At 50.2% G+C, this 15,344-nt stretch carries 15 protein-coding genes; all 15 read left to right on the top strand.

Annotation, left to right across the window (positions count from 1 at the left end):
- Nucleotide 1: 1 nt before the first annotated feature.
- Nucleotides 2–385 (top strand): response regulator, encoded by a 384-nt coding sequence (locus M0P91_RS01490; RefSeq protein ID WP_295063489.1) that lies wholly within the window; start codon nucleotides 2–4, stop codon nucleotides 383–385.
- Nucleotides 382–3,144, top strand: coding sequence for a chemotaxis protein CheA (locus M0P91_RS01485; protein WP_295063486.1), 2,763 nt, complete (start codon nucleotides 382–384; stop codon nucleotides 3,142–3,144). The genes M0P91_RS01490 and M0P91_RS01485 overlap by 4 nt, the downstream gene beginning before the upstream one ends.
- 121 nt (nucleotides 3,145–3,265) lie before the next feature.
- Nucleotides 3,266–4,042 carry a chemotaxis protein CheW gene (locus M0P91_RS01480; RefSeq protein ID WP_295063483.1) on the top strand — a complete coding sequence of 259 codons (777 nt, stop codon included), beginning with the start codon at nucleotides 3,266–3,268 and terminating at the stop codon, nucleotides 4,040–4,042.
- A complete protein-coding gene (locus M0P91_RS01475; RefSeq protein WP_295063480.1) occupies nucleotides 4,042–4,311 on the top strand; it encodes a hypothetical protein in 270 nt (89 codons plus the stop codon). Before M0P91_RS01480 ends, M0P91_RS01475 begins: the two co-directional genes overlap by 1 nt.
- Nucleotides 4,304–4,753, top strand: a complete 450-nt coding sequence (locus M0P91_RS01470) for a chemotaxis protein CheW (RefSeq protein WP_295063478.1) — start codon at nucleotides 4,304–4,306, stop codon at nucleotides 4,751–4,753. The genes M0P91_RS01475 and M0P91_RS01470 overlap by 8 nt, the downstream gene beginning before the upstream one ends.
- Before the next feature lie 16 nt (nucleotides 4,754–4,769).
- On the top strand, nucleotides 4,770–5,513 hold the full coding sequence (locus tag M0P91_RS01465; RefSeq protein ID WP_295063475.1) for a ParA family protein: 744 nt from the start codon (nucleotides 4,770–4,772) through the stop codon (nucleotides 5,511–5,513).
- Between the two features lie 3 nt (nucleotides 5,514–5,516).
- A complete protein-coding gene (locus M0P91_RS01460; protein WP_295063473.1) occupies nucleotides 5,517–6,758 on the top strand; it encodes a response regulator in 1,242 nt (413 codons plus the stop codon).
- 83 nt (nucleotides 6,759–6,841) lie between these two features.
- Nucleotides 6,842–7,051: a hypothetical protein gene (locus M0P91_RS01455; RefSeq protein WP_295063470.1), complete on the top strand. Its 210-nt coding sequence runs from the start codon at nucleotides 6,842–6,844 to the stop codon at nucleotides 7,049–7,051.
- Nucleotides 7,052–7,121: 70 nt separating this feature from the next.
- Complete coding sequence (locus M0P91_RS01450) at nucleotides 7,122–7,706, top strand: SapC family protein (protein ID WP_295063467.1); 585 nt, start codon at nucleotides 7,122–7,124, stop codon at nucleotides 7,704–7,706.
- A gap of 137 nt (nucleotides 7,707–7,843) precedes the next feature.
- A complete protein-coding gene (locus M0P91_RS01445) occupies nucleotides 7,844–9,034 on the top strand; it encodes a TolC family protein (protein ID WP_295063464.1) in 1,191 nt (396 codons plus the stop codon).
- On the top strand, nucleotides 9,025–10,083 hold the full coding sequence (locus M0P91_RS01440) for an efflux RND transporter periplasmic adaptor subunit (RefSeq protein ID WP_295063461.1): 1,059 nt from the start codon (nucleotides 9,025–9,027) through the stop codon (nucleotides 10,081–10,083). Before M0P91_RS01445 ends, M0P91_RS01440 begins: the two co-directional genes overlap by 10 nt.
- On the top strand, nucleotides 10,083–13,142 hold the full coding sequence (locus M0P91_RS01435; RefSeq protein ID WP_295063458.1) for an efflux RND transporter permease subunit: 3,060 nt from the start codon (nucleotides 10,083–10,085) through the stop codon (nucleotides 13,140–13,142). Before M0P91_RS01440 ends, M0P91_RS01435 begins: the two co-directional genes overlap by 1 nt.
- Nucleotides 13,139–13,426, top strand: a complete 288-nt coding sequence (locus tag M0P91_RS01430) for a DUF3240 family protein (protein WP_295063455.1) — start codon at nucleotides 13,139–13,141, stop codon at nucleotides 13,424–13,426. The genes M0P91_RS01435 and M0P91_RS01430 overlap by 4 nt, the downstream gene beginning before the upstream one ends.
- The gene (locus M0P91_RS01425) at nucleotides 13,426–14,070 is read left to right on the top strand and encodes a response regulator transcription factor (protein ID WP_295063452.1); all 645 of its coding nucleotides are present in this window, start codon (nucleotides 13,426–13,428) and stop codon (nucleotides 14,068–14,070) included. Before M0P91_RS01430 ends, M0P91_RS01425 begins: the two co-directional genes overlap by 1 nt.
- On the top strand, nucleotides 14,060–15,268 hold the full coding sequence (locus M0P91_RS01420) for a HAMP domain-containing sensor histidine kinase (protein ID WP_295063449.1): 1,209 nt from the start codon (nucleotides 14,060–14,062) through the stop codon (nucleotides 15,266–15,268). Before M0P91_RS01425 ends, M0P91_RS01420 begins: the two co-directional genes overlap by 11 nt.
- The last annotated feature ends 76 nt before the right edge of the window (nucleotides 15,269–15,344 follow it).

Below are 15,344 nucleotides of genomic sequence, written 5' to 3'. Positions count from 1 at the left end.
AATGGCGACGGTGATGGTAGTAGATGATTCAAAAACGGTACGGAGTTACCACGGTTCGATTTTACGCGAGTTTGGAATCGAAGTTCTGGAAGCTGAAAACGGGATGGAAGCACTCGAAAAAACTCTGGACAACACGATCGATTTGTATCTTGTGGATGTGAACATGCCGGTAATGGACGGCTATTCGTTTGTCAGCGAATTACGGCGTCAGCCTTTGCATCAGCGCACCCCGGTCATTATGATCACGACGCAGGAAGAACAAACCGATAAGATCGAAGCATTTCGGGTAGGGGCCAATCTGTTTGAAACCAAACCGATTAAACCCGATGCCCTCAAAGGGTACCTCCAGCTTCTCCTCAATATTCGGGTAAAGGGTAATGCATGAATCCGTTATTAGAACAGTTTTTAGTGGAAGCGAGAGAGAATCTCGCTTTTATTGATCAGCATATTGAGCAAATCGGGGGGGATGACCCGGAATTGCTCAATGCCGTTTTTCGCGCTGCCCATACCCTGAAGGGGGGATCGGGTATCGTCGGGTTTGATGCGGTTAAAAACATCACCCATCATGCCGAAGATCTTCTCGATATGCTCCGTGCCGGAAAGATACCGTTTCACCATTCGATGATCGAATCGCTGTACAACGCTTTTGATGAGGTGATGAACCTGATTGAAGCGGCGGAAGAGAGCGGCGATATTGTCGAAGCCGACGAAGCCCGTATCGAAGCTATTTCTCAGGAGTTGAGTACTCTGATGGGTAAAGAGGTTCAGAGCGTTGCCGTGTGGAACCGCCCGTTTGCCCTGATTGAGGATATCGAACGGATTGTGAACCTCCCTATGCCGTTTCTCTCCACCCTTCCCCCCCTTTTACCGTTTAAAATTGAAACCTTTGACGAAGCCGCGTGCAAGACTCCGCAGCTGTATGCGATTGTTTTTGATGTAGACGAGTCGTGCATGCTGTATGGCAACGATCCGCTGTATGCGCTGAGTCTGCTGGGCGAAGGGGTCGTCGGCATCCATTCGTGCATGGGAGAACAAAGTGTGATTTCGGTCCTCTCAGGGATGGATGATCCGGAGGGGCTTCTCCTGAGACTTCAGCTGAGCGCTTTTGTGTATGCAACGTACGATGAGATCAATGATGCGTTATTCAATTTCAGTGATGAGATTTCACTCTATCCTTTGGATGTCGCAACTTTGCTTGGGGTCAGCGAAGGAAAAGGGGAGCACGAGCTGGATGTCCTGAAAGAGCTCTATCATGAGGTCGCTTCCTCCTTGCGTTCAAGAAACAGAGAGGCGATCGCCGATAAAGTCTCCAAATCGCTTCAGCTGATCGGTAACGAAACGCTTCAGAGTACACAGCTGAAACGGTTATACACCCTCCTAGGGGCGATTGAAACGGAAGATTTGGGTCAGCTTGAGTCGTTTTTCGAACAGCTTCCGCAGGGTAAAATTTACCGTTATGCACAAAGGACGGGTTCAGACGAGGCGACACCGGAGGAGTGCGCGGAATCTTCGGTTGCCGAAGCACCGATCGATATCGTTATGGACGATCTCCTTCGCGCCCAACTGGAGGCGTTGCTGGCCCAACAGCTTATGGCGTTGGAACGTGTCGATGAGAGCAGTGTAACGGAACGGGTCGGGATGTTTTTGGAGGGCTATATCCGTCCGTTTGTTCCGACCATGCCGGGACGTTTTGAGAACCGTGAAACGATGATTCAGTGGATCCGTGGGGAGTTGGGATTGGAAGAATCAGAGGAAAAACCGACCGTGGCGGCAACGCTGCCTGAGCCGACGCTACCGCATACCCCTGCGGTTCCCGCACCGGCGAAAAAGGGTGAAGAAAAACCGCTGGAGAGCCTCTCTCTAGTGGTTACCCTCTCCCAAAGTTCCGAGGTGAGTGAACCGCAGGAGAGAAATGCGGCCGAGCTCACTAAAAAGAGTGTGATCGGGAAAACGGTCAAAATTGATCAGGAATCGATCGACAATCTGATGAATATCGTCGGTGAGCTGCTGGTCGCCAAAAACTCCCTCCCTTATCTTGCCGAGGGGGTCCATAGCATGAGCAGCGAGGGGATCCGCCGCGCGATTATGGAAAAATACACCTTTATCAACCGTCTTGCAGAGCAGCTGCAGGATCTTATCATGTCGATGCGGATGCTTCCGATTTCGTACGTATTTGACCGTTATCCGAAACTGGTCCGCGATATTTCGAAAAATCTGGGTAAAAAAGTCAATTTGACGATGGAGGGGGGAGAGACCAAACTCGATAAAAACATGATCGAAATGTTGGCCGATCCGATGATCCACATCATGCGAAATTCACTCGATCACGGAATCGAATCGCCTGAAATACGTGCCCAAAAAGGGAAAAATCCGGAAGGGCTGATTACCCTCAATGCGTATGCGCAGAGCGACAAGATCCTCATTGAGATCAAAGATGACGGAGCAGGGATCAATATCGATCGGGTTGTCCAAAAAGTTTTGGAGAAAAACCTCCTTACCCTCGATCAGATTGACGCATTGAGCGATGACGAGAAAGCCTCCCTCGTGATGCTTCCAGGCCTTTCGACGGCGGAGACGATCAGCGAATACAGCGGCCGGGGGGTTGGGATGGACGTTGTGAAAAAGTCGATCGAAAATTTCGGCGGGACCATTCGTATCAAAACGGTAGCCAATAAAGGGACGACGATTATCCTCTCTATCCCCGTATCTCTCGCTGTTACGTCTCTCCTTCACGTAACCATGAGCGGTGTTCATTACGGGTTCCCGATGGACAGTGTCTCCGAAACGGTGAAAATCGATCATGACGCTATCGAGTATTTGCAAAATGAACCTTTTGTCTATATTCGAGGGGAGGTGATTCCGTTGCTGTTTGTCAAATCGATGTTGAACGAAGCGGCTCTTATCGGCAAAGCGTTGCCGATCGTCGTTTTGAATATCAAAGGAAACCGCCTTGCGGTAGCGGTGAACGAATTGCTCGGTCAGTTGGATGTCGTCCAAAAACCGTTGGAAGGGATTATGGAGAATCACCCTATTTTCAGCGGAACGGCATTGCTGGGCAACGGACAAATCATTATGGCACTGGATCCCTTGGGGATGCTCGGAATTTCTCATGTCCTTAAGAGTGAGCGGAAAAAGGCGAGTTGATCATGAATACGGCCGATGCGTTTGAAAACGTCCATAAAAAATTAAGGGCGGGTTACTGCGCAAAGAGCGCATCCCTCCGAAGAGAGAGCGTATTACTCGGTTGGCGCATAAAGGGGTCTAAATGAAAGATTACATAGTATTTACGGTTGCCGGGAACCATTATGCGATTGAAGTGGCATCCATCGAACGGATCGTTCAAACACCCCCTATCACCGCCATACCGAACGCACATCCCTACATCGACGGGATGATGTCGTATGAGCGGCGGGTGACGAAAGTGGTTAATTTTCGTAAAATGACCGATCTTCCGACCCATGAAGCCGAACTGATCGCCGTCTTTACACAGGTGAAACAAGAGCATGAAGTGTGGGAGAAAGCCCTGAGGGATGCTATTATGAATGGGACGGAGTTCCATCTTACGACCGATCCGCACGGATGCCGATTGGGAAAATGGCTGGACCATTTCAGTACGCATGATAGCGATATACTGGCCATTTTAAAACAGCTGAGATCGGTCCATTCGCGGTTGCATGAACTGGGCAAAGAGCTTCTTCTTCTGTGTCAAAAAGATTCGGAAGCGGCGAAAGAGATGTTAAAACAAGAGATGGGAACGGTTTTTGAGAATACGATCCGGTCTCTGGATAAAATGATCAGTGCCTGCGGGACGATTTCGGGCCATTCCCAGAAGATGCTGATTTATCGAAACGGTGAGAATTTATTTGCCATCAAAGTTGATACGATCGAAGATATGACGAGTATCGACGCGTCAATGATGAAAGAGGTCGATTCAGCCAACCGTTTTGAGGAGTTTTTAGAGACGTCAGGGGTTGTGGAGATGGATGAAAAATTGGTTAATGTCATCAAATCGGTATCTTTACCGGTACGTAAGGGGCTATAATGGGTGCAGAATTTCAAGGTGATACGGTCGTGTTTGAGGGGATTGTTTATGAAGAGGAGGTAGGGGTGCTTCGTGATTTTTTACAAGAAATTGCCCCCTCCCCGGTGCTCTTCGATTTTTGCGAATGCGCGGATATCCATCTGGCACCGCTGCAAGTGGTGTTGGCCTATGTAAAACAATACGCGGGGGAGTGCCGCTACGGAAGTGAAGTCAAAATGTATCAAAAAGTGTGTGAAGGGTTTGAACGCGGGGAGGAGCACTGTGCGTGATTACATTATCTTCACGATCAAGAAGAGCAGTTACGCCATTGCCGTCGATCAGATCGAGCGGATCAGCATGATCTCCCACCTCACCCCGATCCCGAACAGCCACCCTTTTGTAGACGGGATGATGCTGTACCGGAATCAGACGATAAAAGTGGTTAATTTCCGAAAAATGATCGGGATGGAAGGGGACGAAGAGGGATCGGGACAAGAGGGGATCGGTGCCCATCAGCAAAAGATGCTGATTTACCAGAGCAAAGAGGGGTTTTTAGGGGTTAAGGTGGACGCTATTCAGGATATCGCGCAGATTGATGAATCGGCACTCAAACACTATGCCCATACGGTTAATGTCGGAAACTATTTGGAGACGCTAGGGGTTATAGAGTATAAAAATCGGCTGGTCATCGTTATCGGTGCCTTAAAAATACCCTCAGAAGAGGTGGCATGAAACACAAAGGGTGTGTATGAAGACGATTGTTGTCAGCAATCGCAAGGGGGGATCGGCCAAAACGACGACGGCGGTCAATCTGGCCTGTGAACTTGCCAAATACGGTTCGGTACTGCTGATCGATTTTGATACGCAGGCACACGCGTCGATGGGGGTAGGATCGCAAGGGTCGAGAGAGAACGGTGTCCATTCGATTTTTTTGGGGAAGACGCTGAGCGAAACGTTTATCCCCTCGGTCCATGATCAGCTGACATTGGCTCCGGCCATGGAGTTTTTTGACGTCTACGAATACGGCGATTTGCGCGGGGTACTCAAAAACCGTTTTCGCCGGGAGATGATTGAGGACTTTTTCGATTATTGTATCATCGATACCCCGCCGACGTTTGATGCGCTGCTGAAAAACTCCCTTGAGGTGGCGGATGCCGTAGTGATCCCTTTCGTCCCCCACTATTTAGGGACGGTTGCGGTGGGGCAGATGGTCCGTGCCATTTACCAAAATGCCCTTCAGATAGGGAGAAATATCGCTGAAGTGGGGATTTTACCGGTAATGTTTAACCCCCATATCCCCGAACATCGGGAAGCACTGGATAAAATCAAAACGCAGTTCGGAGAGGAGAAACTCTTCTCCCCCATCGGAGTCGATATCAAACTGGCCAAACAGTTTGAACTCTCTTCCCCCGTTGTATTAGGGGAGACCCGTTCCAAAGGACTCGAAGACTATCGGCGATTTACGCAAGAGTTATTAGAAAGATTAGGATAGAACATGCAAAAGATTTTAATCGTAGATGATAATCAAAACAACCGTATGCTTCTTCGGGCATTGCTGGAAGATTATGAAGAGGAGAACACGATCCCCCTCTTTATTGATGAAGCGGTAAACGGCGTCGAGGCGGTTGCCATGGCTGCCGAAACCGAATACGATATGATTTTGATGGATATTATGATGCCGGAGATGGATGGGATCGAAGCGACCCGGCAGATCAGGGCTAACAATTCCAAGGTGATGATCGTTGCCGTCTCAGCCGTGGATGATTCGGCGCGGCAAAAAGAGATTCTCGGGTGCGGCGCGGAGGATTATATCTCCAAACCGATCAAAGCCGATGTGTTTCGTGCCCGCTTGGGGAACTATTTTACCCTGATCCATTCGCGTCATACGGTTCCGAAACGGTTTAACCCCAGCCCGGCAAACCTGTTCTCTTCCGAAATATTCAGCCGAAAACTCCTCTTTTATATTCAAAACGATGATGAACTGAGTGAGTATTGGGAGTATTATCTTCTGAATCCGGAAGTGGGGTATGAAGAGCTGAGCGCTGCGGTGCGGACCCTCTTCTCGATCGGATCGATCGGGAACAAACTGAAGTTGAAATTACAGCTGATTACCGAAGAGGGGGACGATTTTTTCTATATGACGATGGTCGGGATCGACCAGATCGATGAGAAAATCGTTAAGCTGATTCTGATTAAAAACTCCGATGTGAGAGACTATAAAATAGAAGGGGCAAAAATATCGGTTCGGATTCCGAAGGTCGTCAAAACCGCCCCGACGACGGTGCCGCTGAAGGATGGCATGCCCGAACCGGTAGCGGCCAATGTTCCGGTTGCCGCTTACGTGGCGCAAGATCAGGTGGTACAGGTGTACACCTATATGGATAAAGAGGACCTCGAAAACATCAAAGAGCATCTCTCGGATCTGGATTCATTGCTGCTTCTCGTCGGCAACGGCGATATTCAGTACGAAGAGGTGGAGGGGATTGTTTCAAATCTCATGCGGATCGGGAAAGTGGCCAAATTGTATACCGAAAGTTATACCATCGGTCATGCTCTGAGCGATCTTGCTTTGGCGATTACGCCGCATATCGATACGTTTATCCACAAATCCCGTGAGCTGGGGCCGTTGTGTGCCGCCTTTAGCCGCGATTTGGGAAGCTGGCTGCGTCTTATCTTTCACGAAGGGGCATCGGCGTTAATTTTATGGATGATACGATTTCGGCCAATGCCCGGATGATCAGCTCTTTCTTGCTGAGCGATTCGGCTTCGGAGGAAGCGGTGGATCTGGACGATATTTTTGATTTTTAAAAGGGGGAGAGGATGACGTACAGGGTTGAAGTCAAAAATCCGTGCCGCTGTTTTTTACGCAGCGGTATGGCGGAAAATGAGAGCTTTGAAACGGCGGATACGGCTAAAGCCGCTGCGGAAGCGATGGTGGAGCAGATGGAACGTGATTTTTGCAAAAAACATGATTTTGTCCTGACCCGGAGCACATTTGCCTACACGATTACTATCGTCCCCGGCCGTTAACGAGCAGCTAGTATGGGAAAAAGTGAACCAATTTGACGGGTAATGCCCCTTTTTTGGGTAAGATAACGATATGCAACACACCTATGTCAGTATTACAAAAATCGATCAGCTTACTTTTTCGAATTGCGAAGGGTGCAGTTTCTCGTGCTGTGACGGTTCCCGTTTCCTTTTTGCCCCGTTGATTCTGGAGGATTTTGAAGAGGTGTCCCCCTATTTTCCGATCGTTTTTGGAAAAATCAACGAGGAGTGGCGTGCCCTTATCCTCTATACCCTGAGCAGCGGCGGATGCCGGTATCATAAAGAGGGGAAGTGCGAGATTTACGACTCCCGCCCCCCGGCCTGCCGGATTTACCCCCTGAGCCCCTATTACGAAGATATTCTGGTGGATACCAGCTGTCATGCCATCCGTACGGAGGGGGGAGAGTTTTTTGCCTCCAAAGGGAAGATCAGCAGCAGTTTTTACCATAAACGGCTGGAGGGATTCGAAACGAAACGTCAGGCAACGCAGGGGTATCTGAAAACGCTGGAAGAGGGGTTCAAACCGCTGGGAGAGATCGGCGGAGTCACACTCTTTCGGTATTCGGGAGAGGGGGATGATCCCTATTTGCAGATGCATTACGACTCCCTCCGATTGTTGCCGGAGCTCACCGCATAATCTAGCGAAGAGGGGGCGGGCATGATCAAAACCCGCCGTTTCCCCCCGCTCTCAAGATTTTCTCATAGACAATCTCTATAATATCCTCCATAATAATAATTTTAGCGTTAAGGGCTACCATGAAAAGAGGTTCCTTCGTGAAGCAAAGTTGGGTATGCGGAGTGTTGATGATCCCGCTCCTGAGCAGCGCCATGAGTTTTCAAGCCGCATCCGAACAGGCGTACGGTGCGTCGGGAGAGATGATCCGTCTTTCGGGAAAGGTCCAGTCAAACGGCTATGAGAGAGATGCCGTGCTGAGCGCTGAGCCTCTCTCGTTAGAGGGGTCTGCCCGCCGTATCCGGGCCGACGATGCACGAGGTGAGGGGATAGAGTATGGGATGATGGTCGGTTTTTCGATGAAGCCTGCCGGCATCAAGCATGCACAGCAACGCCAATACGCGGTGCGATCGAAAACGTTTCAGTATGAGCAGCTGCAGCAGCAAGGGTGGATCCAAGTCTCTCTGAAACGCGATTGGCTCCTTTTTTTGCTGAGCGGTGAGCGGATGAAGATCCTCGCGGACAAAGTGGAAGTTTCGGAAAAAGGGTATGCCATGGGATCCAAAAAATTCCAGGCGGGGCGGATGTCGCAGATGGAACTCCTTCGGCTGGATACCGAGCGGCAAAACGCTTCGCGTGAATATGCCCTCGCCGCGATGGAGTCGGAACACGCGCAGCTACGACTTCAGGAGATAACGATGAACAAAGGGGCGCTGGTCATCGATGATCTTGCTTTTTCGTTTATCCGTGATGACAACGGCACCGAAAACCGAATAGACAATGCCGCTGTACTCGGCGTATTTCGGGGGCGTGAAGAGGAGCTCAATGCCGAGATCGATCTGCTGCGCCGTTCCCGGGTCGAGAGAATCAATCTGGGGGTGGGGATGACGCAGGAGCCGACGCAAAATTCTCTGGACATGAAGCTGACCGTTCCGTTGGTATGGAATGATCGAAATGAAAAAAAGATCGCGGCATTGATGAGCGAACGCAGTGCCCTCATCGCTCAGCGCGAGGCGCTGAAGGATAAGCTGAGGCTGCGGACCTACGGAGCGCTGGAACATCTTGCCGAGAGGGAGAAACGGATTAAAGAGCTCAGGAACAATGAAAAGAGTTATGAAACCCTTTTTCATATGGCGTACAAAGGGTTTGAGGGGGGAGTTGTCCCGCAGTTTGAATATCTTGCCGCCAAAAATGCTTTTTACGACGCACGGCTGCGCAGTGTGGGGCTGAAAAACGATTATGTTGAAGAGATGAGTACACTGGAAGAGAAACTGGGAGGAGTATGGAAATGAGATGGAGCCTGATTTTACTGGCCATTGCGACGGCGGCAATGGGGCAGATTACCATGAGCGATGCACAGATCAAAAAAATGGGGATTGTGACCGATGAGGTCCATCTGATCAAAAATGAGTCGGTCGGGCCGTTCGTCGGTTTTTTCGAATACAGTGACCGGGGGGCGAAAAGTTATACCCTCAGTTCCGAAGCGACGGTGGCGGAATTGATGAAACAGACGGGGGATACGGTTCGAAAAGGGGACGCGATTTGTAAAATCGCTTCGGCGGAACTGCTTGCCCAAAGCTTTGAACTCAGAGATATTAAAAATCGGCTCAAACTGGCCAAAGCGTATGCCAAAAAAGATGCCCTTTTGTACAAAGAGGGGGTCATCTCCCAGCGCGAATCGGAAAAGGGGCTCCTCGAAGTGTTAAGCCTTCAGACGAAAGCCGGTGAAATTGAGAGCCGTTTTAGATTCGCCGGAGCCGATACGGAGCCAAAAGAGGGGATGATGTTTACGATACGCTCCCGCTTGAACGGTGTGATTGCCCAAGCCCCGTTCAAGGCGGGTGAAAAAATCGACCCTTTTGTCCCCTATTTAAAGATTGCCGATCCGAAGGCATTTAGCGTTTACCTTAAAATTCCTCCGAAAATGATCAGCTCCATTCGCAAAGGGGCGCTGATCAAAGACAAAACGGGAAATGAGATCGGAAAAATCAGTGCAATCTCCTCTTCGGTAGACAAAATGAGCAATTCGGCGACGGCGGTGGCGACCCTTAAAAATTCAGGCGCAGAGTACCGTGCGGGGACATCCGGCGAATTTTACATCCTTTCCAAAGAGAACGAAAAATGGGTCCTCCTGCCGAGAGTGGCGGTTACGAAATACAAAAATAAAGAGATCTGTTTTGTCAAAACAGCCGGCGGCTTTGCCCCCAAAACAGTTGAAATCCAAAAAAATTACAAGGAGCACGTCGCCGTAAAACCGGAGGGGTTTACCCCGCACATGCGGGTTGTGACCGAGGGGATTATCAATCTCAAGGGCGCATTGAGCGGTATGGGGTTTGAATAATGTTGAACGCTATTATTGAATTTTCGCTTAAACAGCGGCTGGTGGTGATTCTCCTCTCTCTGGCGCTGTTTAGCTATGGGGTCTACTCTTTTTTTAAAATTCCGATTGACGCATTCCCGGATATTTCGTCGACGCAGGTGAAAATCATTATGAAAGCGCCGGGGATGACCCCTGAAGAGGTTGAAAATCGGGTCGTTAAGCCGATGGAGGCGGAATTGCTGGGGCTTGAAAACGAAAGGCTCCTCAAAAGCACCTCCAAATATGCGATAGCCGATATTACCCTCGATTTTAACGACGGCTCCGATATCTACCGCGCCCGGGCACAGGTTGCCGAGAAGCTTTCTGCGCTCCTCCCTTCGCTCCCCAAAGGGGTGAGCGGGGGGATGGCTCCGATCACGACGCCGCTGGGTGAAGCGTTTATGTTTACGATTGAGGGGAACATTAGCCAAAAAGAGAAGCGGGAGTTACTGGACTTTACGATCCGGCCGGCATTGAGGGGGGCCAAAGGGGTTGCCGATGTGAACGCGCTTGGGGGGGAAGCGCGAGCGATTGTGATTCATCCCGATTATCTGGCGATGCGTCATCTGGGGATACCGTTGAGCGCTCTTCAGGAGACGTTGGAGAAAAATCTCAAAAATGACGGTGCCGGAAGAATCGATGAGCACGAAGAGAGTTTCCTCGTCAAGGTGGAAAGCGGTGTAAAAGATCCCGATGAGATTGCCAATATCACGATCCACTCGCACAACGGACCGATCCGGATCGGTGATTTTTGCGAAGTGCGTGATGACTCCCGAACACGGATGGGTTTTGTCACGAAAGACGGGGTAGGGGAAGCGACCGAGGGGCTGGTGCTGACGCTCAAAGGGGCCAATGCCAAAGAGACGATCGAGCTGATTAAAGATCGTCTCCGGAAGCTGGAACCGCAGCTTCCCGCAGGGGTCACCATCGTCCCTTTTTACGATCGGAGCAGTCTGATCGACAAAGCGGTCGGGACGGTCTCCAAAGCTTTGGTCGAAGCGATCGTTTTGGTTGTCCTCCTTTTATTGCTGTTTTTGGGAGATATCCGGGCGGCAATCGCGGTGAGCGTTATTTTGCCGTTTTCTCTGGCCATCGCCTTTTTGATGATGAAGTACTTCGGACTCAGCGCCAATCTGATGAGTTTGGGGGGATTGGCCATTGCGATCGGGATATTGGTCGATTCGGCCGTCGTCGTCGTCGAGAATATCTTTGCCCAATTGAGCAAAAATGACCCCTCGCTTCCGAAACTTCATCAGGTCTACCGTGCGACCAAAGAGGTTAGCGTTGCGGTATTTAGCGGTATCTTGATCATTGCGGTCGTATTTTTGCCGCTGTTGACGCTGGAGGGGCTGGAGGGGAAACTGTTTGCCCCCGTAGCGATGACGATCGTATTTGCACTGTTCGGCTCTCTGATCCTGTCACTGACTCTGATCCCCGTCGTCGCGTCATTGATTCTGAAAAGTACTCCGCATGAAGAGACCCGCTTGGGCGCTTTGTTTACCCGAATCTATGCGCCGATGCTGACGTTCGCGTTGACACGGACGAAACTCCTCTTTGGCGGAGCGATCCTTTTTCTGATTATCAGTTTTACCCTGTTTGGCTTTGTCGGGAAGAGTTTTATGCCGACTCTGGACGAGGGGGATATTATTTTGGGGGTCGAAACCCCCCCCTCCATTTCGCTGGACGAATCCAAAGAGCTTAATCTTGAGATACAGCGGGCTATTTTGGCCCATGTCCCGGAAGTGAAGACGATTATCGCCCGTACCGGATCGGATGAGCTGGGACTCGATCCGATGGGGCTTAATCAGACCGACACATTTATCATCCTCAAACCGATAGAGGAGTGGAAAGCCAAAAATAAAGAGGAGATTAAAGCAAAAATCAAAGAGGCACTCCGGGATTTCCCCGGAATCAGTTTCGGATTTACTCAGCCCATCGAGATGCGGGTATCGGAGATGCTGACCGGTTCGAGGGGGGATCTGGCCGTTAAGATTTACGGAAACGATATCGAAATACTGAACCGTCTGAGTGAGGAGATAGCCGCTACCCTTGAGGGGATTCAGGGCTCTTCCGAAGTGTTCACGACACTGAACGAAGGGGTGAACTATCTGAGCATCAAGCCCAACCGTACCGAATCGGCCAAAACCGGTGTCGACACGGCGGAGCTGGGGCTTTTTTTGAAAACGGCACTGGAGGGGATTACCATTACGGAATTGCCGATCAACAATTCGCGTATCCCGGTAGTGGTCCGTTTTGACAGCGAAGTGGCTCAGGACCGAGAGCTGTTTAAATCCCTCGAACTTCCGTTGAGCGACGGGTTTTCCGTCCCGATTTCCAGTATTGCCGAGATTAAATCGGTGGAGGGGGCATTGAAGGTGGATCGGGAGAATGCGGAGCGTCTGAGTACGGTACGAGCAAACGTCGAAGGGCGTGATCTGGTCGGATTCGTGGATGAGGCAAAACGTCAAATCGCGCAAAAGGTGCCGTTGCCCAAGGGATACCATCTGGTTTACGGCGGACAATTTGAGAATCAGCAGCGCGCGGCTGCCAAACTGATGGCGGTGATTCCCGTCAGTATCGGCGTGATATTTCTGATTTTGTTTTTTACCTTCCGTTCGGTCAGTTCGACGCTGCTGATCTTGCTCAATATCCCTTTTGCCGTGACGGGGGGGATTATCTCCCTCTTTATCAGCGGTGAATACCTCTCCGTCCCCGCATCGGTGGGATTCATCGCTTTGTTCGGGATCGCGGTCTTAAACGGTGTCGTGATGGTCAGTTATTTCAACACGCTGCTGAAAAACGGGAGTTCCATCGATGAAGCGGTGCGGGAGGGGGCGACCCGGCGGTTGCGTCCGGTTTTGATGACGGCCTACATTGCGGCATTGGGATTGTTGCCGCTTCTTTTTGCATCGGGAGTCGGCAGCGAAGTTCAAAAACCGTTGGCAATCGTGGTCTTGGGGGGATTGGTCACCTCGACGATCCTGACCCTGATGATTTTGCCTCCGGCCTTTAAAATGGTTTACAAAAGGGGGGCAAAATGAGTCTGAAAGGGATGGAGATCTATTTCGAGATGGGGCATAAAGATACGTTGGTCGATTTTTTATTGGCGCAAGGGTATGATGGTTTTTATTTTTTTCCCTGCGATCGCTATGGGGCGGGGGCATTTTTGATCAGTGCTCAGGAGCAGGTGAGTGCGCGACGGGAGTTCGGAATGTTTCGCCTTTTCGTCAGCGCAGAGACCATCGGTTCGCTTTCTCTGGCCATCCGTAGCGAATTAAAAGAGGATACGATTACGATCGTCACGTATGAGGTTCATGAAGCCTGATGCGTATTTTGATTGCGGACGATGAAGAAGAACTTCTGGAACTTTTAAAGCTCTCACTAGAGGGGGAATGGATCATCGATACCGCCTCTACGATCGATGACGCGCAGGGGCATTTGGATGCGTATACGTATCAGGTGGCTATTTTTGACCGTACCTTCAGCGGAAAAGACCGGATTCAGGAGCTGATCCGCTATGCCAAATATAAAAATCCGCAGCAGGCCGTTTTGGTTTTGAGCGCTTTGGGGAGCGTCGATGATAAGGTCGAGGGGCTGGAGTACGGAGCGGATGATTATCGTGAAAAACCGTTTGATATCAAAGAGTTGCGGGCCCGTATTCTGGCTCTGAGCCGCCGTTTTGCTCCGCAGACGAAGGAGATAGAGGGGATTGTGGTCGATCAAAAATCGCAGACCCTCTTCAAAAACGGCGAATGGGTCGCTTTGAGTAAAAATGAGCATACCCTCTTTTTTTATCTGCTTTCGAGAGATTCGGTCGCAACGCGTGAAGAGATCATGGACGCGATGTACGACAATCCCCAAAATGTCACCCCCAATGCCATCGATGAACTGGTCGCACGATTGCGTAAAAAATTGACCCCTTCGATAATTAAAACGATCAAAACGCGAGGATATCGGATTGAAAGCTAGATGGGCCGGATCGCTGAAGATCAAGATAGCGCTTCTGTTTTCCCTTTTGATCGCGATTGCATTCAGTATCAACTGGAAGGTGGCGACGGGGACGATCGAGGGGGAGAAGCGGGAGGATTTGGAAAAAGTGCTCCACCATCTTCTTGCCGAGAGTGTGGATGAGTACATAACCGTCTCGTTGACCGAAGAGAGCAATCTCTCATTTTTGTATTCGATCCCCCACAACCGGATGATTCTTCACGATTCGGAAGCGAGCCATTTGCGTTTTCGTATCTCAAAAAAACCGATTCTCCCCCGGCGAGATGAGATCAGTGCCGCGATTTTGCTCTCTAACACTCTTTATCTCAATGCCATCAGCGATGACCATAAACTCCGATCTTCCGTAAACAAGTATGCCGAGAAACTTTTGATCCGTTACGGATACTCTTTGCTGGTTATTTTGATCATCAGTATCCTTTTTCTGGAGTACTTCATGCGGCCGCTGGGGGCATTGGCCCATAAAACACGAAACTGGAAGAACGGCGATCCGTTCGCCTTTTCACTCGATAACCCGTGCACGGAGATCGAAGAGGTATCGGATGCCTTCAGCGCACTGATCCGCCGATTGGAAGGGTTTCGGGCCAAAGAGAAAGCGCTGTTCAAAGAGGCGGCGCATGAACTGAAAACGCCGTTGGCTCTGATGCGTTCGCGGTTGGATGTGTATGAGAAGAGCGAAGGGTACGCAAAGGGTAAATTTGTCGCCGATTTGGGGCACGATGTCGAGCGGTTGACGGCCGAACTGAAAAACGTCCTTTTTCTGGAGAGCTCCGATTTTGAAGATCCGGTTTCGGTCGATATCAACCGCTCCCTGAGGGCTATTCTCAAAAAAGTTGATATCCTTGCCCACCAAAAAGAGCTGAAAATTCATCTCTCTCTCCGGAGTTTTACCGTACAGGCATCGGAAAAACTGCTGAACAAAGTTCTGATGGCATTGATCGACAATGCGATGACCTATGCCGCACAGGGGAGTCTGATCGAGATTGTGATTGACCCCGAGTGCCGAACCCTTTCGGTGATCAATGTTATCGGGGAAGAAAAGTATCTTTTCAGCTCAAAAATAGGGGAAAAAATGTTGCGAAGAATCAGCGAAGATCTCCAATTTACCTATGCCATCATCAACGAAGGGTCTGTTTACCGGATCAATCTCACCTTCGTGTGATTCTTCGATACAATTCGTCCCCGCCACTTTCCGGGCTATGAGCGGAAAGTGCATATTTGTATAAAAATAAAAAGGT

It is taken from the genome of Sulfuricurvum sp. (assembly GCF_023229695.1).
Lineage (GTDB): Bacteria > Campylobacterota > Campylobacteria > Campylobacterales > Sulfurimonadaceae > Sulfuricurvum.
This window is presented reverse-complemented; position numbering and strand designations above follow the sequence as displayed.

Excerpts from the sequence above, each read along its gene's own strand:
- M0P91_RS01435 (WP_295063458.1), top strand. The coding sequence starts at position 10,083 with ATGTTGAACGCTATTATTGAATTTTCGCTTAAACAGCGGCTGGTGGTG.
- M0P91_RS01455 (WP_295063470.1), top strand. The coding sequence starts at position 6,842 with ATGACGTACAGGGTTGAAGTCAAAAATCCGTGCCGCTGTTTTTTACGC.
- M0P91_RS01490 (WP_295063489.1), top strand. The coding sequence starts at position 2 with ATGGCGACGGTGATGGTAGTAGATGATTCAAAAACGGTACGGAGTTAC.
- M0P91_RS01485 (WP_295063486.1), top strand. The coding sequence starts at position 382 with ATGAATCCGTTATTAGAACAGTTTTTAGTGGAAGCGAGAGAGAATCTC.
- M0P91_RS01430 (WP_295063455.1), top strand. The coding sequence starts at position 13,139 with ATGAGTCTGAAAGGGATGGAGATCTATTTCGAGATGGGGCATAAAGAT.
- M0P91_RS01450 (WP_295063467.1), top strand. The coding sequence starts at position 7,122 with ATGCAACACACCTATGTCAGTATTACAAAAATCGATCAGCTTACTTTT.
- M0P91_RS01440 (WP_295063461.1), top strand. The coding sequence starts at position 9,025 with ATGGAAATGAGATGGAGCCTGATTTTACTGGCCATTGCGACGGCGGCA.
- M0P91_RS01460 (WP_295063473.1), top strand. The coding sequence starts at position 5,517 with ATGCAAAAGATTTTAATCGTAGATGATAATCAAAACAACCGTATGCTT.
- M0P91_RS01475 (WP_295063480.1), top strand. The coding sequence starts at position 4,042 with ATGGGTGCAGAATTTCAAGGTGATACGGTCGTGTTTGAGGGGATTGTT.
- M0P91_RS01425 (WP_295063452.1), top strand. The coding sequence starts at position 13,426 with ATGCGTATTTTGATTGCGGACGATGAAGAAGAACTTCTGGAACTTTTA.
- M0P91_RS01480 (WP_295063483.1), top strand. The coding sequence starts at position 3,266 with ATGAAAGATTACATAGTATTTACGGTTGCCGGGAACCATTATGCGATT.
- M0P91_RS01465 (WP_295063475.1), top strand. The coding sequence starts at position 4,770 with ATGAAGACGATTGTTGTCAGCAATCGCAAGGGGGGATCGGCCAAAACG.